We start from the raw sequence: 21,871 nt of genomic DNA on the forward strand, positions 1-21,871 counted from the left end.
TTCTCTTATGTCTGCCAGATACGCGGCGAACAGGCGGTTTTGGGGGTTAAAAGCGGGCGAAGCGACAGCCAGATATCGCGCATCACCCGCTGGCAAATCAGGTTGTCGTGGGAGAGAAAACGCACCGACAGCAGATCGTCTGTGAGCGTTGCCCCGGCAAAATGGCTCAGCGGCGTCAGCAGCTCGCGCACCGTTTCGAGGTGCGCTTCCCTGGCCGGAAAGAACAGCAGCGTGCCGACCCACGGGAGACCTGCAACGGGCGTGAGATCGCCATTGCTGAGGTGCTGACGTTCAATCAGCCGTGGCTCATCGTCGACCCAGATCTCAAGGCGGCTTTCCAGCGTGCCGTGGCTGAAGGTTTCGCCGATCACCGGGCGACCCAGACAGTACAGCTCCCATGCCAGCAGTGTACTGGAGGCCTTCAGATGAAAAACGGAACGCAGGGCGGCATTCGCACCGGGAAAGATAATGGTGTCCTGCGGCAGCCACTCCAGCGTAGCCTCATCACCGAGCCAGAAGTGCTGATTGAGACAGGCCTGCGGGCCGCTGCTGCGATAGAACTTGCTCGCGCCGGGCATGGTGATCAGCGCATGGCTTTTCGCGTCCAGATGCACCGAAATATCCAGCGTATCGCCGCCAACTATCCCGCCTGGCGGGTGCAGTAAATACAGGTGGCAGGTGTCGCCTTCGGGATAAAAAGGTCGCTGTACGGTGAGGGGCCCGATGTGATGAGCAGCGTGCAGGAGGGTTTTCTCAGGGGTGTAACAAAACTGCAGGGCAAGCGATGCCTGCCAGCCTTTGTAAGAATTATCAGTGACCTGAGCTGCTAACATGCTGCATCCATCTGCTCATCATCGGGAGACGTTTCAGTATGCCCTGGCAGAAATGAAGGCTGTCATATGAGTCGCTTATGGATAAAAAAACCGGCTCAAGGAGCCGGTTGAGAAGGTTATCGATAATCCTCTGCATCCACATCATAGCCGGACGGTTCCCAGCGGATCGCCAGTAGCGAAGCCAGCCCGATAAACGGTGCCAGGGCGATCACCCAGAACACGGCGGTATCAAGAGAGGCCACCAGCAGCGGGAACAGAAACAGCGAGAGCGTAGAACTGCTGCGCATCAGCGTCTGGTTAAGGCCCACGCCCACGCCGCGCAGAGAGGTGGGATAGCTCAGGGACGCAAACGTCATGGTATGGGCACCGGGCCCAAAGCCCTGACCGAACAGGAACAGCGCCAGCATCGCGACGGCGATAACGCCTTCCGATACGCCTTCCGGACGACCAATCAGCGCCAGCCCCAGCAGAGCAACAAGCTGACAGGCGTAGCCCGCCAGTGACATCCGCCACGCGCCGAAGCGCGGAACATAGCGCACCGCCAGCAATCCGCCGACGAAGGCAAACAGCAGGTTTAGCATCAGCGAGATCAGAATAGTGGTCAGCATCGACTGCACAAAGAAGCTGGAGATAATGACCGGCAGACCAAATGCGACGGCGTTATAGCCGAAAGACGACACCACCGAGAGCAGGGTGGCGAGCGTGGTACGTCGCAGATAGACGCCACGGAACAGGTTCAGATAGTTTGCCCACTTCGCCTTGTTGACCACCGGTGCCGGTTGATTAAGCGCATCCTGCGGCACGTGGGCGTTGATGTTATACGATTGCTGCAAGATAGCGGCCGCCTCTTTCAGGTTACCCTGATTCGCCGCCCAGACCGGGGACTCGCTCATGTAGCGGCTACGAATGGCGATAATCACCAGCGCAGGCACTGCGCCAAACCCCAGGATTAAGCGCCACAGCCAGTCGCTGTGACTTTCTGGCAGTACGGCGTAGAAGAATAACACCAACAGGTAAGAGATGCTGATTGCGGCATACCAGGTTGGGCACCACATTGCCACGCTGGAGGCCTTGTTTCCGGGGCCTTTGAGCCTGGCGAACTCGCTAAGAAACGCCATCGCCACCGGCAGATCGATCCCCACGCCGAGGCCCATCACAAAGCGTGCGCCCGCCAGCGCATATTCGTTGGGTGCCAGTGCACAGGCGATGGCCGCTACCACAAAGAACAGCATGTCGGCCATAAAGACGCGGTAGCGTCCGATCTTGTCCGTGAGGTAGCCACCCAGCAGCGCCCCGACAATCGCGCCAAAGGTAATGGCCGAGGCCACCATGCCGGTACCGGCGGGGGTGAGATTAAATTCGCGAGTGATGTCTTTGATGCCGAACGCCAGCGCACCAAGGTCGTACGCATCAAGGAAAATACCGCCCAGCGCGATACCGACTACGATGCGGGCGTTGGCCCGACCCTGAGAACCGTCGTTGACCAGACGTGAAACGTCAGAGGCGTTACGTACCCACTTGATGTCGCCATCAGGCGAATGTCCTGCCGTTGAAAGGGGAGTTGTGTCTGTAATGTCTGCCATTTTCTTTTTGTGTGGTTGTGTTGTGTCATTAACAGTTACCACAGGCAGAGGGTGACCAAAATCACATTTGGTTATAAGGCATAACTAACCCCTTACGGGGCGTCTTTTTTCTTTCTCTTGAGCTTCGACCAAATTTTGGTCTCCTGGCGACGCCACAGGCGCTGAATATTATCGTGATGACGCAGCAGGATGAGGCAGGAGAGCATTGACACCGGGAAGGTGAACTGCGGTTTGAACCACCAGACATAGAATGGCGCGATCAGCGCGCTGACGATGGCGCCCAGTGACGAGTAACCGCTCAGAAGAATGGTCAGTAGCCAGGTGCCGGCCATCACGCCGGTTAAGTCCCAGCCGATTGGGGCAATAGCACCAAAGGCGGTGGCGACGCCTTTACCGCCTTTAAAACCAAAGAATACAGGCCAGATATGGCCAACACAGGCGGCGATAGCAATGAGCCCCAGCCAGAACGGCGTTACGCCCAGCGCATACGCTCCCCAGACGGGTAACATTCCTTTCAGAACATCAAAAATCAATACCGCTACGGCTGCTCCCTTGCCGCCAATTCGTAGTACATTGGTCGCCCCCGGATTCCCGGAACCACTTTCGCGCGGGTCAGGTAACCCGGCAATGCGGCAGACCAGAATGGCGCTGGAGATTGAGCCGCAAAGGTAGGCGAGGAGGATCATTCCAGGCGCGATTGCACTCATAACGCTGTTCCGTTTTGAAAATGTATCTGTATTCTCAGCATCTGTGGATAATACGCATAATTCGCCGGAAGTGGTATCCGGTTTAGCCAAAAAGCAGGCAGGTCGTGATGGATATTGTATTTATAGAGCAACTTTCGGTAATCACCACTATTGGTGTTTACGACTGGGAACAGACCATTGAGCAGAAACTCGTGTTCGATATCGAAATGGGCTGGGATAACCGCAAGTCAGCAAAAAGCGACGACGTGAATGACTGTCTGAGCTACGCGGATATCAGTGAAACGGTTGTGGGCCACGTCGAAGGGCAACGTTTTGCGCTGGTGGAGCGTGTGGCAGAAGAGGTGGCCGAGCTGCTGCTGAGCAAGTTCAACGCACCGTGGGTACGCATCAAATTGAGCAAACCGGGCGCCGTGGCGCGTGCCGCTAACGTCGGCGTGATCATTGAGCGTGGCACAAATCTGAAAGGGAAGATTTAACGTCATAATAGCTAAACCATTTTAGGTTATACCGGTCTTAAAGCTGTATCTTTCACGGTTGTCCGCGTGGGACACCGTTTTTTTTATATCTTTTTAGGGGTTTATAGATGAGCGATATGCACTCGCTGCTGGTGGCGGCAATACTGGGTGTGGTCGAAGGATTGACGGAGTTTTTGCCGGTTTCCAGCACGGGCCATATGATTATCGTTGGCCATCTGCTTGGCTTTGAAGGCGATACCGCAAAGACGTTTGAAGTTGTCATTCAGTTGGGGTCTATTCTGGCGGTCGTTGTGATGTTCTGGCGTCGTCTGTTCGGGCTTATCGGTATCCACTTTGGCCGTCTTCCTCAGCGCGAGGGTGAAAGCAAAGGTCGCCTGACGCTTATCCATATTCTGCTTGGCATGGTTCCGGCAGTGGTTCTGGGCCTGGTTTTCCACGACACCATTAAATCGCTGTTTAACCCGATTAACGTCATGTATGCGCTGGTCGTCGGCGGTTTCCTGCTGATCGCGGCAGAACTGCTGAAGCCGAAAACGCTACGCGCGGAAGGTCTGGATGACATGACCTACCGTCAGGCGTTTATCATTGGTTGTTTCCAGTGTCTGGCGCTGTGGCCGGGCTTTTCACGCTCAGGCGCAACCATTTCTGGCGGGATGCTGATGGGCGTTAGCCGCTATGCTGCGTCGGAGTTCTCGTTCCTGCTGGCAGTGCCGATGATGATGGGCGCGACCGCACTCGACGTCTATAAAAGCATTGGCTTCCTCACCACGGGTGACATTCCGATGTTCGCCGTGGGCTTTGTCACCGCCTTTATTGTGGCGCTGATCGCCATCAAAACCTTCCTGCAGTTGATTAAGCGTATCTCGTTTATTCCGTTCGCGATCTATCGCTTTATCGTGGCGGCTGCGGTTTACGTGGTCTTCTTCTGACCGACGGCCCTCAGTCTTTAGGCTGAGGGCAATGCTTTTCCTTCCAGTCCGACACCGCCTGAATTCGACGTTTCGTCAGCTCTTCCCGGATTTCCGGTCCCTTGAAGCCCGCCTCGACAACCGCTTTAGTCGGTACCGCTTTTGCCACGTCCCACGCTGCGCGTAACAGCCGCCCCTGCGGATAATCGCAGGCTTCAAAACCGGTGCGGCCACGTACGTCGGCTTCGCTGGTCAACGCGATCTGCTCGACGCGCTGGGGTTTGCGCCATGCGTCGATGTTATCAAACAGCTTAACGATGGTGGCCGGTTTGAGGATCGGGAAGGTGTGGATCAGGTCGTGAAATTCCGCCACCAGTCTGGCGAGATCGCGGATCTCGTTGGGTACCCGCAGGCGCTGGCAAAGCCCTTCGACCAGCTTCACCCCGGCAGGACCGTGGCCATGGTGGCGCGGCCACATGGTTTTTGGCGTTAATCCTTTGCCGAGATCGTGGCACAGCGTTGAAAAACGCACATCCACCTCGGGGCTGAGCATAGCAGCCATACTCAGGGTCATCAGGGTATGCACGCCGGTATCGATTTCCGGGTGCCATTTCGCCGGGGCGGGCACGCCGAACAGCGCGTCAATTTCCGGGAACAGCACTTTCAGGGCGCCACAGTCACGCAGCACCTGGAAAAAGACCTGCGGGTTGCGGGTAGTAAGGGCGTTTTCCGTCTCTTTCCAGACGCGCTCTGGCGTGAGGTGGGCCAGTTCGCCCGCCTCGGTCATGGCGGTCATCAGTGCCAGGGTCTCATCGGCAATACGGAAGCTCAGATGCGCGTAACGCGCCGCAAAGCGCGCCACGCGCAGCACGCGGAGCGGATCTTCAGAAAACGCCGGGGAGACGTGACGCAGCAGTCGATTACGCAGATCGTCCTGACCGCCATACGCGTCAATGATCTGGCCGTCTTCGTCCTGCGCCAGCGCGTTGATGGTGAGATCGCGACGCAGGAGATCTTGCTCCAGCGTGACGTCCGGTGCGGCATAGCAGGTGAAGCCGGTATAACCCGAACCAGATTTCCGTTCGGTACGCGCCAGGGCGTACTCCTCACGGCTTTGCGGGTGCAGAAACACAGGAAAATCGCGGCCTACCTGCTGGTAGCCCGCGTTAAGCATCTCTTCAGGTGTGGCTCCCACCACCACCCAGTCTTTATCTTTGACCGGCAGACCTAACAACGCATCACGTACCGCACCACCGACCAGATAACTCTTCACGCCCTGTACTCCCGTTTTCTCTTTTCGCAAGATAATACGTAAGTCTGGCAGAGAAGACGAATTAGTTCATCCAGCGGTCTTTACGCTTACGGCTTGGGATCAGGTGAGGAAGCACCAGACCCAGCACCAGGCCAACGCCCAGCACACCGCCACCGTACATAAACCACTGCATGATGATGGTACGTTGTTTGTCATCAAGTTGCAGATTGGCGGCGTTCACCTTCTTCTGCGCGACAATCAGCTCGTTTTTCAGTTTCTGATTTTCGTCTTTCAGACCGTTAATCACGCTGTCGCTCTGGGCCACTTTCTGCTGCATTTCCGCGGTGCGCTGGTTCCAGGTACCGTCGATATTGTTCAGCTTGTCGGTCAGCGTTTTCACCTGATTTTCCAGATCCGGCACGCGGGTGCGCAGGCTTGGCACCGCGCTCAGCTCTTTCAGTGGGATCCAGGACGTGCGGCCAGTACTGTCGCGAACCTGACCATAATTGGTCTCCGCGTTGGTCTGTAACAGCGTCACTTCCTCGCCGGCATTGACCGTACCCACAAGGCGATAATTATCTCCAGGGCCACTGCGTACCCAGGTGTTCAGTTCGTCAGAAACGTAACGCTTCTCTTCAGCGTGCACGGTGGTTGCGGCGCTAAAAGCGAGGAAAGTAAGTCCAATCAGGCGTAATTTAAGCATCATTAGTCGTTATTTTCATAAATAGTGGAACGATAGTAGTGGCAACAGTGTCTCTACGCAAAGCATTCGTCAGCAATCAGAATCATCTGTGTCACGACCCTAAACATTTACGCCCGTCAAATTGCTCATTGCGTGGCAATTTGGCGCAAAATACTATGTACTGACAAACAAATGGCGAGGAAGTTCGCCCTCATTGACGCGTCTGTGACGCCTGCAAAAGTACAAGGCTATGGCTCAAGAAATCGAATTAAAATTTATCGTCGAAAAAGACAGCGTTGACGCACTCCGTCAGCATCTGCAGACCCTTTCCGGCGAACACCATGAACCGGTACAACTGCTTAATATCTATTACGAAACGCCAGACAACTGGCTGCGCCGCCATGATATGGGACTGCGCATCCGTGGCGCGAACGGGCGCTACGAGATGACGATGAAAATCGCTGGCCGCGTGGTCGGCGGTTTGCATCAGCGCCCGGAATACAATATCGACATCAATCAGCCAGAACTTGAGCTGGATCGTTTCCCGGCAGAAGTCTGGCCGGACGGCGTGCTGCCAGAAACCTTATCCGCCGAGGTGAAACCGCTGTTTAGCACCGATTTCTGGCGTGAAAAATGGCTGGTAACGGAAGGGAAAAGCCGCATTGAAATCGCCCTCGATCAGGGTGAGGTAAAAGCGGGTGAGCTTCAGGAGCCGATTTGCGAGCTGGAGCTTGAACTGCTGGAGGGTGAAGTCCAGGACGTACTGAAGCTGGCGCGTAAGCTGGTAAGCCAGCCGGGCCTGCGTCAGGGCAGCCTGAGCAAAGCGGCGCGGGGGTATCATCTGGCCGCCGGGAATGCGCCACGCCTGCTGAAAGAGACGACTATTTTGCACGTGCCACCGAAAGCCAACGTTGAGCAGGGCATGGAGGCGGCGCTGGAACTGGCGCTCTCACAGTGGCTTTATCATGAAGAGCTCTGGGTGCGTAATGTGAAAAACGCAAAAGCGCACGTGTTAGCGGCGATGAGCCTTGTGCGTCATACCCTGGCGCTGTTCGGCGGCATCGTACCTCGTAAAGCGAGCGCTCACTTACGTGACCTGCTGACCCAGACCGAAGCGCTGCTGCTCTCTGACGTATCCGCACAAACGGCGCTCTACAGCCCGCAAAACGCCGCCGCCAGGCTGGCGCTGACCGAGTTTCTGGTGACGCGCAGCTGGCGTGCCTTCCTGGATGCAAAAGCGCAGGCCAAAATTGAAGATAACTTCAAACGTTTCGCGGATATCCATCTTTCACGCCACGCGGCGGAGCTTAAAACCACCTTTGCGTATCCGCTGGGAGACCAGTATGGCGATCAGCTGATCCGCCTGTCGCGCAATATCGACAGCATGCTGCTGTTGTCGGGTGCCTATGACGGCCCTAAAGCGCAGGCCTGGCTGGAGAACTGGCAGGGGCTGAAACATGCTATCGAAACCCGTCAGCACATTGAGATTGAGCATTTCCGTAATGAAGCCATTTCGCAGGAGCCGTTCTGGCTGCACAGCGGAAAACGTTAACTCTGGCAAGGAACCCTATAATGCCGCTTTCTTCGCAGTTACAGCAGCAGTGGCAGACCGTTTGCGAACGTCTGCCTGAGTCATTACCGGCGTCATCGTTAAGCGAGCAGGCCAGGAGCGTGCTCACCTTCAGTGATTTTGTGCAGGAAAGTATCACCGCTTACCCGGACTGGCTGGAGACGCTTGAGAGCACCCCGCCGCAGGCAGACGAGTGGCGGCATTATGCGGGCTGGTTGCAAACCGCACTTGAAGAGGTCGCGGATGAAGCGACACTGATGCGCGTCCTGCGCCAGTTCCGCCGCCGGGTGATGGTGCGTATTGCCTGGGCTCAGGCGCTGGAGCTGGTCAGCGAAGAAAGTACCCTGCAGCAGCTGAGCGAGCTGGCACAGACGCTGATTGTTGCCGCACGGGACTGGCTCTATGCCGCCTGCTGTAAAGAGTGGGGCACGCCGTGCAATGAGGATGGGGTTCCTCAGCCACTCTTGATTCTGGGCATGGGCAAGCTCGGGGGCTGCGAACTGAATTTCTCCTCGGATATCGACCTGATTTTTGCCTGGCCGGAGAACGGCTCCACACGCGGGGGCCGCCGTGAACTGGACAATGCGCAGTTCTTTACCCGTCTCGGGCAACGTCTGATTAAAGCGCTGGATCAACCTACCCAGGATGGTTTTGTCTATCGCGTGGATATGCGCCTGCGCCCGTTTGGCGACAGCGGTCCGCTGGTGCTGAGCTTTGCGGCACTGGAAGATTATTACCAGGAGCAGGGGCGCGACTGGGAGCGTTACGCGATGGTCAAAGCGCGGATCATGGGAGACAGCGACGATGCCTACGCCAACGAGCTGCGCGCCATGCTGCGCCCGTTCGTGTTCCGTCGCTATATCGACTTTAGCGTTATTCAGTCGCTGCGCAACATGAAAGGAATGATCGCCCGTGAAGTGCGTCGCCGGGGTCTGAAGGACAACATCAAGCTCGGCGCGGGCGGCATTCGTGAAATCGAATTTATCGTTCAGGTCTTCCAGCTGATCCGCGGCGGACGTGAGCCTTCACTGCAATCCCGTTCGCTGCTGCCGACGCTGTCAGCCATAGAGCAACTGCATCTGCTGCCGGAAGGCGACGCGCAGATCCTGCGTGAGGCCTATCTGTTCCTGCGCCGCCTGGAAAACCTGCTGCAAAGCATCAATGACGAGCAGACCCAGACTTTGCCAGGCGATGACCTGAACCGGGCGCGGCTGGCCTGGGGAATGCACGTCGACGACTGGTCAACGTTGACCGGGCAACTGGATGCGCATATGGCCGGCGTGCGGCGTGTCTTTAACGCGCTGATTGGTGACGATGAAAGTGAATCACAGGACGATACGCTCTCTGAACACTGGCGCGAATTGTGGCAGGACGCGCTGCAGGAAGATGACACCACGCCGGTGCTGGCGCACCTGAGCGACGACGATCGCCATCGTGTGGTGGCGTTAATTGCTGATTTCCGTCTCGAACTGAATAAACGGGCCATTGGTCCGCGCGGTCGTCAGGTGCTGGATCATCTGATGCCGCACCTGCTGAGCAACGTCTGCTCGCGTGCGGATGCGCCGGTCCCGCTGTCGCGCATGATGCCGCTGCTGAGCGGGATCATCACCCGTACGACCTATCTTGAGTTGCTGAGCGAGTTCCCGGGCGCGCTCAAGCATCTGATTACGCTTTGCGCCGCCTCGCCGATGGTGGCCAACAAGCTGGCGCGGTATCCGCTGCTGCTGGATGAACTGCTCGATCCCAATACGCTCTACCAGCCGACGGCAACGGACGCCTACCGTGACGAGCTGCGTCAGTATCTGCTGCGCGTACCGGAAGAGGACGAAGAGCAACAGCTGGAGGCGCTGCGTCAGTTTAAGCAGGCGCAAATGCTGCGCGTGGCGGCGGCAGATATCGCCGGAACGCTGCCAGTGATGAAAGTGAGCGATCACTTGACCTGGCTTGCAGAAGCGATCATTGATGCGGTGGTGCATCAGGCATGGATTCAGATGGTGGCGCGCTACGGTCAGCCGAAACACCTTGCTGATCGCGAAGGCCGCGGTTTTGCCGTTGTGGGGTACGGTAAGCTCGGCGGATGGGAACTGGGGTACAGCTCGGATCTCGATTTAATCTTCCTGCATGACTGCCCGGCAGACGTCATGACCGACGGCGACCGTGAAATCGACGGGCGTCAGTTCTACCTGCGTCTGGCCCAGCGCATTATGCATCTGTTCAGCACCCGCACGTCATCCGGCATTTTATATGAAGTGGATGCGCGTCTGCGTCCTTCCGGCGCGGCCGGCATGCTGGTGACCTCAACGGAGTCCTTCGCTGAGTACCAGAAGAATGAAGCCTGGACGTGGGAACATCAGGCGCTGGTGCGAGCCCGCGTGGTGTACGGCGATCCGTCGCTGAAAACGCAGTTTGATGCCATTCGTCGGGAGATTATGACAACCCCGCGTGACGGCAGCACGCTGCAGACCGACGTGCGTGAGATGCGCGAGAAAATGCGCGCGCACCTGGGCAATAAGCATCGCGATCGCTTTGATATTAAAGCGGATGAGGGCGGCATTACCGATATTGAATTTATTACGCAATATCTGGTGCTACGCCATGCGCACGCTAAACCGAAGCTGACCCGCTGGTCTGATAATGTGCGTATTCTGGAACTGCTGGCACAAAACGACATTATGGATGAGCAGGAGGCGCAGGCCTTAACGCGCGCCTATACCACGCTGCGCGACGAGCTGCACCACCTGGCCTTACAGGAGCAGCCTGGCCACGTCGCGCTGGACTGTTTCGCCACTGAACGCGCGCAGGTCACCGCCAGCTGGCAGAAGTGGCTGGTGGAACCGTGCGTAACAAAACAAGTGTGATATTATCGCGCGCAAATTGTGAATCTTTCTGGAGTCAGGAATGAAAGTAACACTGCCAGAGTTTGAACGTGCTGGAGTTATGGTTGTCGGGGATGTCATGCTGGATCGCTACTGGTACGGGCCGACCAGCCGCATCTCTCCGGAAGCACCGGTACCGGTAGTTAAGGTCGACACCATTGAAGAGCGTCCTGGCGGCGCGGCAAACGTGGCGATGAACATTGCCTCTCTGGGCGCGCAGTCGCGTCTGGTTGGCTTAACCGGCATTGACGATGCGGCGCGTGCGCTGAGCAAGTCGCTGGCGGACGTGAACGTGAAGTGCGACTTCGTTTCGGTTCCGACACACCCGACGATCACCAAACTGCGCGTTCTGTCGCGTAACCAGCAGCTGATCCGCCTCGACTTTGAGGAAGGCTTTGAGGGCGTTGATCCTGAGCCGCTGCACGAGCGCATTAACCAGGCGCTGAGCACTATCGGCGCGCTGGTGCTGTCCGACTACGCCAAAGGTGCGCTGGCAAGCGTACAGCAGATGATTCAGCTCGCGCGTAAAGCCAATGTGCCCGTGCTGATCGACCCGAAAGGTACCGACTTTGAGCGCTATCGCGGCGCAACGCTGCTGACGCCAAACCTCTCTGAGTTTGAAGCGGTGGCGGGCAAATGTAAGACGGAAGAAGAGCTCGTTGAGCGCGGCATGAAGATCATTGCTGACTTCGAACTCTCCGCACTGCTGGTGACCCGCTCCGAGCAGGGGATGACGCTGCTGCAGCCTGGCAAAGCGCCGCTGCATATGCCGACCCAGGCGCAGGAAGTGTATGACGTGACCGGTGCTGGCGACACGGTCATTGGCGTTCTGGCGGCGACGCTGGCGGCAGGTAACTCTCTGGAAGAAGCGTGCTACTTCGCTAATGCTGCGGCAGGCGTGGTCGTCGGCAAGCTGGGAACTTCCACCGTTTCGCCGATCGAACTGGAAAACGCGGTGCGCGGTCGTGCCGATACCGGTTTTGGCGTGATGAGCGAAGATGAGCTGAAAGTGGCCGTTGCCGCCGCCCGTAAACGCGGTGAAAAAGTGGTGATGACCAACGGCGTGTTCGACATCCTGCATGCCGGTCATGTCTCTTATCTGGCCAATGCGCGTAAGCTGGGCGACCGTCTGATTGTGGCGGTGAACAGCGATGCGTCGACGAAACGTCTTAAAGGTGAAACGCGTCCGGTGAACCCGCTGGAGCAGCGCATGATCGTGCTGGGTGCACTGGAAGCGGTGGACTGGGTGGTGTCGTTTGAAGAAGATACCCCGCAGCGCCTGATTGCCGGTATTTTGCCGGATCTGCTGGTGAAAGGCGGCGATTACAAACCGGATCAAATCGCAGGCAGCGAAGAGGTCTGGGCTAATGGCGGTGAAGTGATGGTGCTCAACTTTGAGGACGGGTGCTCAACCACCAACATCATCAAGAAGATCCAGAAAGACAGCAAATAAAGTCAGCAAATAAAAAACGGGCCATCTGGCCCGTTTTTTTTCACCCTCTCTTTGCAGGAGGGGGTATCTTCGCAAACAGCCCGTTATACGCGGCTGTTATTCTGCTTCATCAACCGGTGGAATGGCCGGTGCCGGTTTTACTTCCGCTGGCGTATTGCGGTTTTCCAGCTCGTTCAGACGCTGCTCCAGCAGGGCCAGCTTCTCGCGGGTACGCAGCAGAACCTGCGTCTGCACGTCAAATTCTTCGCGGCTGACTAAATCAAGGCGAACCAACTGCGCCTGCAGCGTCTGGCGGATTTTCTTCTCTACGTCATCCCCAAACTCACGAATGCCTTTTGGCATAGACTCATGAACCTGACGCGCAATTTGCTCAATTTTCTTCGGGTCAATCATTGTGGCTTCCCTTGATAAGACGGTGTTAATGAACATTGTAGCGCGTCATGCCCCAGGATAAAGGAGATTTTATGTCTGCGCATTGCCCAGGGTAATCAATCGCGTTATAGTTATCTCGCTTATTCTCAGGGCGGGGCGAAATTCCCCACCGGCGGTAAATCAGCGTAACGCTGAAAGCCCGCGAGCGCTTTGGGTCACTACTCAAAGGACAGCAGATCCGGTGTAATTCCGGGGCCGACGGTTAGAGTCCGGATGGGAGAGAGTAACGATCAAGTCGGGCCTGGCCCGCTCACGTTATCTTTTTGCCGCTTATACGGCGCTCCTAAGACTGCCCTGATTCTGGTAACCATAATGTTAATGAGGTTTTTTTACCATGAATCAGACGCTACTTTCCTCTTTTGGCACTTCTATTGAACGTGTTGAACATGCACTGGATGCACTGCGCGAAGGCCGCGGCGTGATGGTGCTTGACGATGAAAACCGTGAAAATGAAGGCGACATGATTTTCGCCGCCGAAAACATGACCGTTGAGCAGATGGCGCTGACCATCCGTCACGGTAGCGGCATCGTGTGCCTGTGTATCAACGAAGACCGTCGTAAGCAGCTCGACCTGCCCATGATGGTTGAAAACAACACCAGCGCCTTTGGAACCGGTTTTACCGTGACCATCGAAGCGGCACATGGCGTGACCACCGGCGTGTCGGCGGCTGACCGTCTGACCACCGTACGTGCCGCGATTGCCGATGATGCGAAGCCATCAGACCTGCATCGTCCAGGCCACGTCTTCCCGTTGCGTGCGCAGGCTGGCGGTGTATTGACCCGTGGCGGTCACACCGAAGCGACCATTGACCTCGTGACCCTGGCAGGCTTTAAACCTGCGGGCGTACTGTGTGAACTCACCAACGACGATGGCACCATGGCACGTGCGCCGGAGTGCATCACCTTTGCCCGTCTGCATAATATGCCCGTGGTGACGATTGAAGATCTGGTGGAGTATCGCCAGGCGCACGCGCGCAAAGCCAGCTGAAAGGGCTGATGTGAAAAAGCCGGGGAAACCCGGCTTTTTTGTTGTGAGAGGTTAATGCGCGATTGTCTTAGCCGATCCCTGCTGTTTGCAGCAGCACCAGGCTCAAGCCCATCACCGACATACCGCACAGCACGCCATAGCTCGGGTTATTATTCGGATCGATCTCTTTCGCCAGCGGCATCAGCTCATCCACGGAGAGCGCCACCATTATCCCGGCCACGGCGGCCATGATAGCGGCCATCACCACAGGCGAGACCAGGCTGCCCAGAATCAACCACGCCAGCACGCCGCCGAGAATTTCGGCCATCCCCGAGATCCCCGCCCAGAAGACCGCGGTCCGTTTCGAGCCGGTGGCGGCATAAACCGGCCCGGCCACCGCCAGTCCTTCAGGAATATTGTGCAAAGCTACCGCCAGGGCGATACCAAAGCCCATCTCCAGATTGCTGCTGGCGGTGACATAGGTTGCCACGCCTTCCGGGAAGTTGTGCAGGCTTATGCCGAGCGTTAAGAGAATGGCCGTGCGCTTAATATTGCGCGGCATCGGGGTCACGCTTTTTTGCATTAAATCCTGCGGATGCGCGTGCGGCAGCATGCGGTCGAGGGCAAAGTAGCCAAGCAGGCCGAATACAAACATGCCATACCCCAGCACCGGAGACATGCCTTCGGTGCCCAGTGCGGCAGGGAGCATCTCCATCAGAGAGATGAGCAGCATGATCCCGGCAGCAAAGCCCAATGAGAAGGCCAGCACGCGGTTAGACGGCTTTTGACCAAGCACACCGAGAATGGCACCGATGAACGTTGCGGCGCCCGCCAGTATAGTCAGGATCAAGGGGACTGACATGCATTGCTCCTTATGATAATGATTATCATTAATATTAATGGTTCATTTCGGTCAAAGCGAGAGGCGAAACCCTGCTTTACACATTCCTTACATTCAAATTTCCTGATGATGATCTTCACGCTTATCAGCGTTCATCCGGGCGAGATTGCGCGTAATGTAGAACCATTAAATTGACACCTTCTGTAAGGATATCACCATGACTTCTTCCCGTATGCCAGCACTGTTTTTAGGCCACGGTAGCCCAATGAACGTTCTGGAAGACAACGTCTATACCCGAGTATGGCGTCATCTGGGCGAGACGCTACCGCGTCCGAAAGCGATTGTGGTGGTGTCTGCGCACTGGTTTACCCGGGGCACGGGCGTGACCGCAATGGAAACGCCAAAAACCATTCATGATTTCGGCGGCTTCCCGCAGGCGTTGTACGACACGCACTATCCGGCACCCGGCTCGCCAGCGCTGGCCCGACAGCTGGTGGAATTACTCGCGCCTGTGCCTGTGGCGCTGGATAACGAAGCCTGGGGCTTTGACCATGGCTCGTGGGGCGTACTGATAAAGATGTATCCCGAGGCGGACATCCCAATGGTGCAGTTGAGTATCGACAGCACTAAACCGGCGGCCTGGCACCTGGAGATGGGGCGAAAACTGGCGACCTTACGCGACGAGGGTATCATGCTGATCGCAAGCGGCAACGTGGTACACAACCTGCGTACAGCGCGCTGGCACGGTGAGAACACGCCATACCCGTGGGCGACATCTTTTAACGATTACGTGAAAGCGAATCTGACCTGGCAAGGGCCGGTTGAGGAGCATCCGCTGGTGAACTATCTGGATCACGAAGGCGGTTCACTCTCTAACCCGACGCCGGAACACTTTCTGCCGTTGCTGTATGTACTGGGCGCGTGGGATGGTCAGGAGCCGATCAGCATACCGGTCGATGGCATTGAGATGGGAAGCTTAAGTATGTTGTCGGTGCAGATTGGATAACGTATGCATGCCTTTCCCAAAGAGAAAGGGCCGGGGTGAGGGCTTCCGCTCGCACCCCGGCACACCCGATCACTCGACGAAAATGTGCGGATAGAACCGTGACAGATCCTGCGTGATCAGCGCGCGATCTTCGCGGATGCCAATCCCGGCTGGCTGATCGTTGATGAGCCAGCTGCCAATCAGGGTATAGCTGTCACCAAACTTCGGCAGTTGATAAAACGCCTGGACGATCATTCCTTCCTCGCCGTAAGGCCCTTCAACGGCTTCCAGCGTTTTGCCATTTTCGATAATCGACACGTTCGCCCCTTCGCGGGAGAAGATCGGTTTAACGACGTATTTCTCCATCGGCGGGTGATCGTCTTCCGCAAAGTAAGCCGGCAGCAGGTTCGGATGGTTCGGGAACATCTCCCACAGCATCGGCAGCAGGGCTTTGTTGGAGATAATGCTCTTCCATGCCGGCTCCAGCCAGCGCACGCCGGCGTCTTCCAGCTTGGTGGAGAACATTTCACGCAGCATGTATTCCCACGGGTAGAGCTTGAACAGGTTGCTTATCACCTGATCCTGCAGGTCAGTAAACTGACCTTTCTCACCCAGGCCGATATCTTCGATATAGAGAAACTCGGTCGCCACTTCAGCTTCAGCCGCGCAGTCCTGCAGATATTGCACCGTGCCACGGTCTTCTTCCGTGTCGCGGCAGCAGGCAAGGTGCAGCAGATTAAAACCATGCTGTTCGCGCAGTTCGGCGAAACGCTCAATCAGCTTTTCCTGCAGGCTGTTGAACTGGTCGCTGCCTTGCGGCAGGTTGCCGGCATTGGCCTGGTCTTCCAGCCAGATCCACTGGAAGAACGCCGCTTCGTACAGCGAGGTTGGCGTATCAGCATTGTTTTCCAGAAGCTTAGGATCTCCCACGCCGTCCCACGCCAGATCCAGACGTGAGTAAAGCGAAGGCTGGTGGGTTTTCCACGACTGGCGGACGAAACTCCAGGTGTGCTTCGGAATGCGGAACTTCGCCATCAGCGCGTCGCTGTCGATGACTTTATCCACCACTTTCAGGCACATCTGGTGCAGCTCGGCGGTCACCTCTTCCAGTTTCTCAACCTGGGCAAGCGTGAGCTTGTAGTAAGCGTCTTCACACCAGTATGGCTCGCCGTACATGGTGTGGAAGTTAAAACCGTATTCGGTCGCTTTTTCGCGCCAGTCCGGGCGCTCGGTGATACTGACTCGTTCCATGATCAGCCGCCCATTGAGCGAGTGGACGTGCCTGACGCGCTACGCTGCATGCTGGTCTGTTTCGCCACAGACTCACCGAACCCGCCACGGGTAATGGTGCTGGTGGTCGCGGGCTTCGGAGCCATCGCCGTTTTCGGTACGGTTACGGAGCGGCCAGGGGTGGCTGCGCCATAGCCTTTGCCGCTGGCATCGGTATATTGACCATAAGCCGGGCTGGCCGGGTTTTTCGAGCTAAACAGCGGCTGCTGCTGGTAACCCGCGCCGCCACTCATCAGGCGGCCCATCATGTAACCTGCCATCAGCGGCATCCAGAAACTGCCGCTGGACTGGGCCTGTGCCTGGTTTTCAGGGGCCGTGCCTGCCTGAGCCGGTGCCTGCTGACACTGACCTTCACCGAACTCTGCCACGCAGTCTTCACGTGAAGCATATTTCGGCGCAGTACGTTCCGCCTCTTTCAGGGCGTTGGTATACGCCGTTTTACACTCTGCGGCGTTGCCGGTTGCAGCAGAACAGTCGTCCGCGTTTTGATAAAGCGAAACTGTTTCATCGCTTTTCTCACAGCCTGCCAGCATAAAGACAGCCGTGACGGCCAGCGCAACAGGGGTGAGATGACGCGCGTTCCAGCTTTTGCGGAACGAAGCGTGATTGATAGATTTTGTCCGTTTCATCGTTGTCTTCCTGGACCCAGTGGTAATAACGCTCAGGATAGAGGATGAGTGGTTGAAAATGAAGCGATGATGGCCGGAATGAGGGGGATCTTTACGTTGGCTTACGTTCAGGTGTGATTTGCATACGCCCTCTCCCAAAAGGAGAGGGGTATGGCGAAGGCATCAGGCCGCAGTGGGCCCGATGACATGCTTAATTGCGGAACGGATTGTTACCGCTGCTGGCGGGTGCAGTCGTACGTGCGGCAGCTGGCTGCGCGGCAGGTGCAGCACCGTTACCGTTGAAGTTATCAACGGCGGCAACCTGCTCAGGGTTCTCTGGCGCAACATTTTCCGGAGAAGTAGAGACAGGTTTACCCAGGGTGCTGTTCAGCATCTGCAGATCCTGCTCGTTCAACGTACCCAGCGCCTGTTTGATGTTCAGCTGGTTAATCAGGTACTGATAACGTGCGCTGGAGAGCTGCTGTTTCGCGTTGTACAGCGTGGTCGTTGCGTCCAGGACGTCAACGATGGTACGCGTACCCACGGAGTAACCCGCTTCCATGGCATCAAGAGAGCTCTGTGCAGACACAACGGCCTGTTTATAGGCGTTGATGCTGCTGATAGAGGCATTCACGTTGTTGAAGGACGAACGAACGGTCTGTACCACGTTGCGGTGGGCACTTTCCAGCTGTTCGCTCGCGCCAACAAAGTTGTACTGCGCCTGTTTCACCTGAGAGGTCACCTGGCCGCCCTGGTACAGTGGCAGCGAGAAGTTCAGACCTACTTTGTTCTGACCCATGTTGCTGTCGTCGTACTGGGAGGTGTTCGTTTTAGAACCGCTGTAAGTGGTATCAGACACGCCGGTAGACGCGCTCAGGCTCAGGGTCGGCAGGTGGCCGTCCTGTGCCTGACGGATTTGCTCGCGGGCCAGATCCTGGCTCAGACGCGCCTGCAGTAACGTCAGGTTGCGGTTTTCCGCTTCTTTCAGCAGGGCGTTAACGGCCTGCGGTTTATCCGTTTTGAAGCTGTCGACGTTCAGAGACGCCAGCTCAGGGTAGTAATTCCCGGTAACCTGACGCAGGGATTCCAGCGCGTTATCGAGGTTGTTACGTGCGGTCACTTCGTTGGCCAGGACGCTATCGTATTGTGAACGGGCGTTTTGAACGTCAGTGATTGCCACCAGACCCACGTTGAAACGCTGGGTGGTTTGATCTAACTGGCGGTAAATCGCCTGTTTCTGCGCTTCGGTGTAGGAGAGCGAGTCAATTGCGCTCAGCACGTTGAAGTATGCGGTGGCGGTGTTGAGGATCAGCGTTTGCTGATCGGTCTGATACGTCACATCCTGGATGCCCGCGCTCTTTTCCTGCAGAGTCAGGGCGCGCCATTTGGACATATCAAACAGCGTCTGTGTTAATTGCAGTGAGGCGCTGGTAACATTGGAGTTAACGCCATTGGCGTCGCGGAAACCATTGCTGTAGGTATAATCTGCACCTAAACCTAACTGTGGCAGCAATGGGCTACGCGCTTCGTTAATCTTTTCAAACGCAGCATCACGATCGGCCGCTGATTTACGTAAATCAGGGTTGCCCAGACGTGCCTGCTGGTAGACCTGTAACAGGTTTTCCGCCTGGCTCATTGCACTGAAGCCCGTCAGGCTCAGGCCGATAAGGATGGGGAGCAATTTCTTCATTTGCATTCCTTGTTGTGAAGCAGTATTAGCGCTGATCTAATTAAAAAATAATTGCCGATTCTAACAGAATCTTCCATACCAAAAGGTTGGCGTTACGTGCCATCTGGCGGTAATTTGCACCAATCTACCATATAGCCTTACAAACGGCAGCCAAACAGCCTTGAAATTCATAATTTCATCACCATTGCTACCAGGACTCGACTCATGCAAAAACCAGAAAACTTGCCCGTGACATTCGCGAAAAACGATGTAGAAATTATTGCACGAGAAACGCTTTATAGCGGTTTTTTTTCAATGGAACTTTACCGTTTCAGGCATCGCCTGTTTAACGGCGAAATGAGCGGTGAAATCAGACGCGAAATTTTTGAGCGCGGGCATGCGGCAGTCTTGCTACCCTTTGACCCAGTGCGTGATGAAGTCGTGCTGGTGGAGCAGATCCGTATTGCCGCGTATGACGTCAGCGCCAGCCCCTGGTTGCTGGAGATGGTGGCCGGCATGATTGAAGAGGGCGAATCGGTCGAAGACGTTGCCCGCCGCGAGGCGCTGGAAGAGGCGGGGCTGGTGGTTGGCCGGACAAAACCGGTGCTGAGTTATCTGGCAAGCCCAGGCGGCACCAGCGAGCGCTTGTCCATTATGGTGGGCGAAGTGGACGCCACGACGGCGGAAGGGATCCACGGTCTGGCAGATGAAAACGAAGATATTCGGGTTCATGTGGTGAGTCGGGAGCAGGCTTATCAGTGGGTAGAAGAGGGGAAAATCGACAACGCAGCGTCTGTCATCGCTCTGCAATGGCTGCAACTGCATTATCAGACTTTACGAAACGAGTGGAAAAAATGAAGCGTTATACACCTGACTTCCCAGAAATGATGCGCCTGTGCGAAACCAATTTCGCACAATTGCGCCGCCTGCTGCCGAAAAACGACGCACCCGGCGAAACGGTGAGCTATCAGGTGAGCAACGCGCAGTATCGATTAACGATAACAGAATCAACGCGCTACACTACGCTTGTCGAAATTGAACAAACGGCGCCCAGCATTAGCTACTGGAGCCTGCCGTCGATGACGGTGCGCCTTTACCATGACGCGATGGTCGCTGAAGTGTGTTCAAGCCAGCAGATCTTTCGCTTCAAAGCGCGGTATGATTATCCGAATAAAAAGTTGCATCAACGCGACGAAAAGCATCAAATTAACCAGTTTTTAGCCGACTGGCTAAGATATTGTTTAGCACATGGAGCAATGGCGATTCCGGTTTGTTAGCGTCATAAACCTACCTAAGGACACCATTTGGAAAGCCTGTTGAACCTGACTGTTGCTGGTGGGGCACCAGTCAGGATATTACAAATCACCGATACCCACCTTTTTGCCGAAAAGCATGAAACTCTGCTTGGGGTGAATACCTGGGAGAGCTATCAGGCGGTACTTAGCGCCATTCACGCTGAAAATCGCCCATGCGATCTGATTGTCGCGACGGGCGATCTGGCGCAGGACCAATCCTCCGCGGCCTACCAGCATTTCGCTGAAGGCATCGCGAGTTTTAGCGTGCCTTGCGTCTGGCTACCGGGAAATCACGATTTCCAGCCTGCCATGTACAGCTCGCTGCAGGATGCGGGGATCTCTCCGGCAAAATGTGTTTTTGTGGGTGACCACTGGCAGATCCTGCTGCTGGACAGCCAGGTCTTTGGCGTCCCACACGGTGAGTTAAGCGACTTTCAACTCGACTGGCTTGAGACCAAACTGTCTGCCGAACCTGAACGTCATACGCTGCTGTTGCTGCATCATCATCCTTTGCCGGCGGGCTGTAGCTGGCTTGATCAACACAGCCTGCGCAACTCTGCCGCGCTGGACAGAGTGCTGGCGAAATTCCCGCGGGTGCAGAATCTCCTGTGCGGACATATTCATCAGGAACAGGATCTCGACTGGAATGGCCGCCGACTGCTGGCCACACCCTCGACCTGCGTTCAGTTCAAGCCGCATTGCGCAAACTTTACCCTGGACACCATCGCACCGGGCTGGCGCTGGCTCGAACTGCATCCCGATGGCCTGCTCACCACGGAAGTCTGCCGTTTAACCGGCGCAAAATTCCGCCCGGACACCGCTTCAGAAGGCTATTGATGTCTACGCTCCTCTATCTGCACGGATTCAACAGTTCGCCGCGCTCTGCGAAAGCGACGCAGTTTCGCCAGTGGCTGAGCGAACATCACCCGCACGTTGAGATGATTATCCCTCAACTGCCGCCTTACCCGGCGGAAGCCGCAGAAATGCTGGAATCGGTAGTGATGGAACACGGCGGCGAATCGTTCGGCGTGGTCGGTTCTTCGCTGGGCGGATATTACGCCACCTGGCTCTCGCAATGTTTTATGCTGCCTGCGGTGGTGGTTAACCCGGCGGTTCGGCCATTTGAGCTGCTGCGGGACTTTCTCGGGCAAAACGAGAACCCCTACACCGGCCAACAATATGTGCTAGAGTCACGCCATATTTACGATCTCAAAGTTATGCAGGTAGACCCGCTTGAAGCGCCCGATCTTATCTGGTTGCTGCAACAGACGGGTGATGAAGTGCTGGATTACCGCCAGGCAGTGGCGTATTACGCATCCTGCCGCCAGACTATAGAAGAAGGCGGAAACCATGCTTTCACGGGCTTTGAGAATCATTTCACCCAGATTGTCGATTTTCTTGGACTGCACAGCCACTGACAATCAATGCGAACTGCTAGTTTAAA

At 56.3% G+C, this 21,871-nt stretch carries 21 protein-coding genes and 1 riboswitch; of the genes, 11 read left to right on the forward strand and 10 right to left on the reverse strand.

Annotation, left to right across the window (positions count from 1 at the left end):
• Positions 1 to 5: 5 nt before the first annotated feature.
• The 3 genes from AM410_RS10665 to plsY all read right to left on the reverse strand — a co-directional run bounded on the left by AM410_RS10665 (position 6) and on the right by plsY (position 3,123).
• Positions 6 to 833: an urease accessory protein UreD gene (locus AM410_RS10665; RefSeq protein WP_063156862.1), complete on the reverse strand. Its 828-nt coding sequence runs from the start codon at positions 831 to 833 to the stop codon at positions 6 to 8.
• Between the two features lie 116 nt (positions 834 to 949).
• On the reverse strand, positions 950 to 2,416 hold the full coding sequence (locus AM410_RS10670) for an MFS transporter (protein WP_073396367.1): 1,467 nt from the start codon (positions 2,414 to 2,416) through the stop codon (positions 950 to 952).
• A 92-nt stretch (positions 2,417 to 2,508) separates the two neighbouring features.
• Positions 2,509 to 3,123, reverse strand: coding sequence for a glycerol-3-phosphate 1-O-acyltransferase PlsY (gene plsY / locus AM410_RS10675; RefSeq protein ID WP_020883628.1), 615 nt, complete (start codon positions 3,121 to 3,123; stop codon positions 2,509 to 2,511).
• A gap of 107 nt (positions 3,124 to 3,230) precedes the next feature.
• Here plsY and folB point away from each other — a divergent pair, with 107 nt between their 5' ends.
• Both folB and bacA read left to right on the forward strand, forming a co-directional pair.
• Positions 3,231 to 3,599 (forward strand): bifunctional dihydroneopterin aldolase/7,8-dihydroneopterin epimerase, encoded by a 369-nt coding sequence (gene folB / locus AM410_RS10680; RefSeq protein WP_020883629.1) that lies wholly within the window; start codon positions 3,231 to 3,233, stop codon positions 3,597 to 3,599.
• A gap of 107 nt (positions 3,600 to 3,706) precedes the next feature.
• The gene (bacA, locus tag AM410_RS10685; protein ID WP_083599660.1) at positions 3,707 to 4,528 is read left to right on the forward strand and encodes an undecaprenyl-diphosphate phosphatase; all 822 of its coding nucleotides are present in this window, start codon (positions 3,707 to 3,709) and stop codon (positions 4,526 to 4,528) included.
• A gap of 10 nt (positions 4,529 to 4,538) precedes the next feature.
• Here bacA and AM410_RS10690 read toward each other — a convergent pair whose 3' ends face one another.
• Both AM410_RS10690 and AM410_RS10695 read right to left on the reverse strand, forming a co-directional pair.
• A complete protein-coding gene (locus AM410_RS10690) occupies positions 4,539 to 5,780 on the reverse strand; it encodes a multifunctional CCA addition/repair protein (RefSeq protein ID WP_073396368.1) in 1,242 nt (413 codons plus the stop codon).
• A 61-nt stretch (positions 5,781 to 5,841) separates the two neighbouring features.
• Complete coding sequence (locus AM410_RS10695) at positions 5,842 to 6,462, reverse strand: TIGR04211 family SH3 domain-containing protein (RefSeq protein ID WP_032681945.1); 621 nt, start codon at positions 6,460 to 6,462, stop codon at positions 5,842 to 5,844.
• A 229-nt stretch (positions 6,463 to 6,691) separates the two neighbouring features.
• Between AM410_RS10695 and AM410_RS10700 the strand changes: the two genes are divergently transcribed.
• Genes AM410_RS10700 through hldE form a run of 3 tightly spaced genes read left to right on the forward strand, consistent with a single transcriptional unit; the run spans position 6,692 to position 12,340 of the window.
• Positions 6,692 to 7,993: a CYTH domain-containing protein gene (locus tag AM410_RS10700; RefSeq protein ID WP_079231675.1), complete on the forward strand. Its 1,302-nt coding sequence runs from the start codon at positions 6,692 to 6,694 to the stop codon at positions 7,991 to 7,993.
• A gap of 17 nt (positions 7,994 to 8,010) precedes the next feature.
• A complete protein-coding gene (glnE, locus tag AM410_RS10705) occupies positions 8,011 to 10,869 on the forward strand; it encodes a bifunctional [glutamate--ammonia ligase]-adenylyl-L-tyrosine phosphorylase/[glutamate--ammonia-ligase] adenylyltransferase (protein ID WP_108647803.1) in 2,859 nt (952 codons plus the stop codon).
• A gap of 40 nt (positions 10,870 to 10,909) precedes the next feature.
• Positions 10,910 to 12,340, forward strand: a complete 1,431-nt coding sequence (gene hldE, locus AM410_RS10710) for a bifunctional D-glycero-beta-D-manno-heptose-7-phosphate kinase/D-glycero-beta-D-manno-heptose 1-phosphate adenylyltransferase HldE (protein WP_020883633.1) — start codon at positions 10,910 to 10,912, stop codon at positions 12,338 to 12,340.
• Between the two features lie 96 nt (positions 12,341 to 12,436).
• Here hldE and ubiK read toward each other — a convergent pair whose 3' ends face one another.
• On the reverse strand, positions 12,437 to 12,733 hold the full coding sequence (ubiK, locus tag AM410_RS10715; protein WP_020883634.1) for a ubiquinone biosynthesis accessory factor UbiK: 297 nt from the start codon (positions 12,731 to 12,733) through the stop codon (positions 12,437 to 12,439).
• 117 nt (positions 12,734 to 12,850) lie between these two features.
• Positions 12,851 to 13,001: riboswitch (FMN riboswitch) on the forward strand.
• A gap of 105 nt (positions 13,002 to 13,106) precedes the next feature.
• On the opposite strand from ubiK, the gene ribB reads away from it, so the two are divergent.
• Positions 13,107 to 13,760: a 3,4-dihydroxy-2-butanone-4-phosphate synthase gene (ribB, locus tag AM410_RS10720; RefSeq protein ID WP_014171649.1), complete on the forward strand. Its 654-nt coding sequence runs from the start codon at positions 13,107 to 13,109 to the stop codon at positions 13,758 to 13,760.
• Positions 13,761 to 13,827: 67 nt separating this feature from the next.
• Here the strand turns inward: ribB and zupT are convergent, their stop codons facing one another.
• The gene (gene zupT / locus AM410_RS10725; protein WP_014171648.1) at positions 13,828 to 14,601 is read right to left on the reverse strand and encodes a zinc transporter ZupT; all 774 of its coding nucleotides are present in this window, start codon (positions 14,599 to 14,601) and stop codon (positions 13,828 to 13,830) included.
• Between the two features lie 196 nt (positions 14,602 to 14,797).
• On the opposite strand from zupT, the gene ygiD reads away from it, so the two are divergent.
• On the forward strand, positions 14,798 to 15,586 hold the full coding sequence (ygiD, locus tag AM410_RS10730) for a 4,5-DOPA dioxygenase extradiol (protein WP_020883636.1): 789 nt from the start codon (positions 14,798 to 14,800) through the stop codon (positions 15,584 to 15,586).
• 69 nt (positions 15,587 to 15,655) lie between these two features.
• On the opposite strand, the gene AM410_RS10735 is transcribed toward ygiD, so the two are convergent.
• The 3 genes from AM410_RS10735 to tolC all read right to left on the reverse strand — a co-directional run bounded on the left by AM410_RS10735 (position 15,656) and on the right by tolC (position 19,153).
• Positions 15,656 to 16,816: a glutathionylspermidine synthase family protein gene (locus tag AM410_RS10735; RefSeq protein ID WP_014171646.1), complete on the reverse strand. Its 1,161-nt coding sequence runs from the start codon at positions 16,814 to 16,816 to the stop codon at positions 15,656 to 15,658.
• 2 nt (positions 16,817 to 16,818) lie between these two features.
• Positions 16,819 to 17,484 carry a DUF1190 family protein gene (locus AM410_RS10740; RefSeq protein ID WP_014171645.1) on the reverse strand — a complete coding sequence of 222 codons (666 nt, stop codon included), beginning with the start codon at positions 17,482 to 17,484 and terminating at the stop codon, positions 16,819 to 16,821.
• Positions 17,485 to 17,674: 190 nt separating this feature from the next.
• Positions 17,675 to 19,153, reverse strand: coding sequence for an outer membrane channel protein TolC (gene tolC, locus AM410_RS10750; protein ID WP_108647805.1), 1,479 nt, complete (start codon positions 19,151 to 19,153; stop codon positions 17,675 to 17,677).
• A gap of 204 nt (positions 19,154 to 19,357) precedes the next feature.
• On the opposite strand from tolC, the gene nudF reads away from it, so the two are divergent.
• The 4 genes from nudF to yqiA are packed head-to-tail and all read left to right on the forward strand — an operon-like array spanning position 19,358 to position 21,845.
• Positions 19,358 to 19,990 (forward strand): ADP-ribose diphosphatase, encoded by a 633-nt coding sequence (gene nudF / locus AM410_RS10755; RefSeq protein WP_014171643.1) that lies wholly within the window; start codon positions 19,358 to 19,360, stop codon positions 19,988 to 19,990.
• Positions 19,987 to 20,409 (forward strand): DUF1249 family protein, encoded by a 423-nt coding sequence (locus AM410_RS10760; RefSeq protein ID WP_014833293.1) that lies wholly within the window; start codon positions 19,987 to 19,989, stop codon positions 20,407 to 20,409. Before nudF ends, AM410_RS10760 begins: the two co-directional genes overlap by 4 nt.
• Positions 20,410 to 20,436: 27 nt before the next feature.
• Entirely contained in the window at positions 20,437 to 21,264 is an 828-nt protein-coding gene (cpdA, locus tag AM410_RS10765; RefSeq protein ID WP_014171641.1) for a 3',5'-cyclic-AMP phosphodiesterase, read from the forward strand.
• Positions 21,264 to 21,845 carry an esterase YqiA gene (gene yqiA / locus AM410_RS10770; protein ID WP_025203008.1) on the forward strand — a complete coding sequence of 194 codons (582 nt, stop codon included), beginning with the start codon at positions 21,264 to 21,266 and terminating at the stop codon, positions 21,843 to 21,845. The genes cpdA and yqiA overlap by 1 nt, the downstream gene beginning before the upstream one ends.
• The last annotated feature ends 26 nt before the right edge of the window (positions 21,846 to 21,871 follow it).

This window comes from Enterobacter cloacae complex sp. FDA-CDC-AR_0164 (assembly GCF_003071645.1).
In the GTDB taxonomy this organism is placed as follows: domain Bacteria; phylum Pseudomonadota; class Gammaproteobacteria; order Enterobacterales; family Enterobacteriaceae; genus Enterobacter; species Enterobacter ludwigii.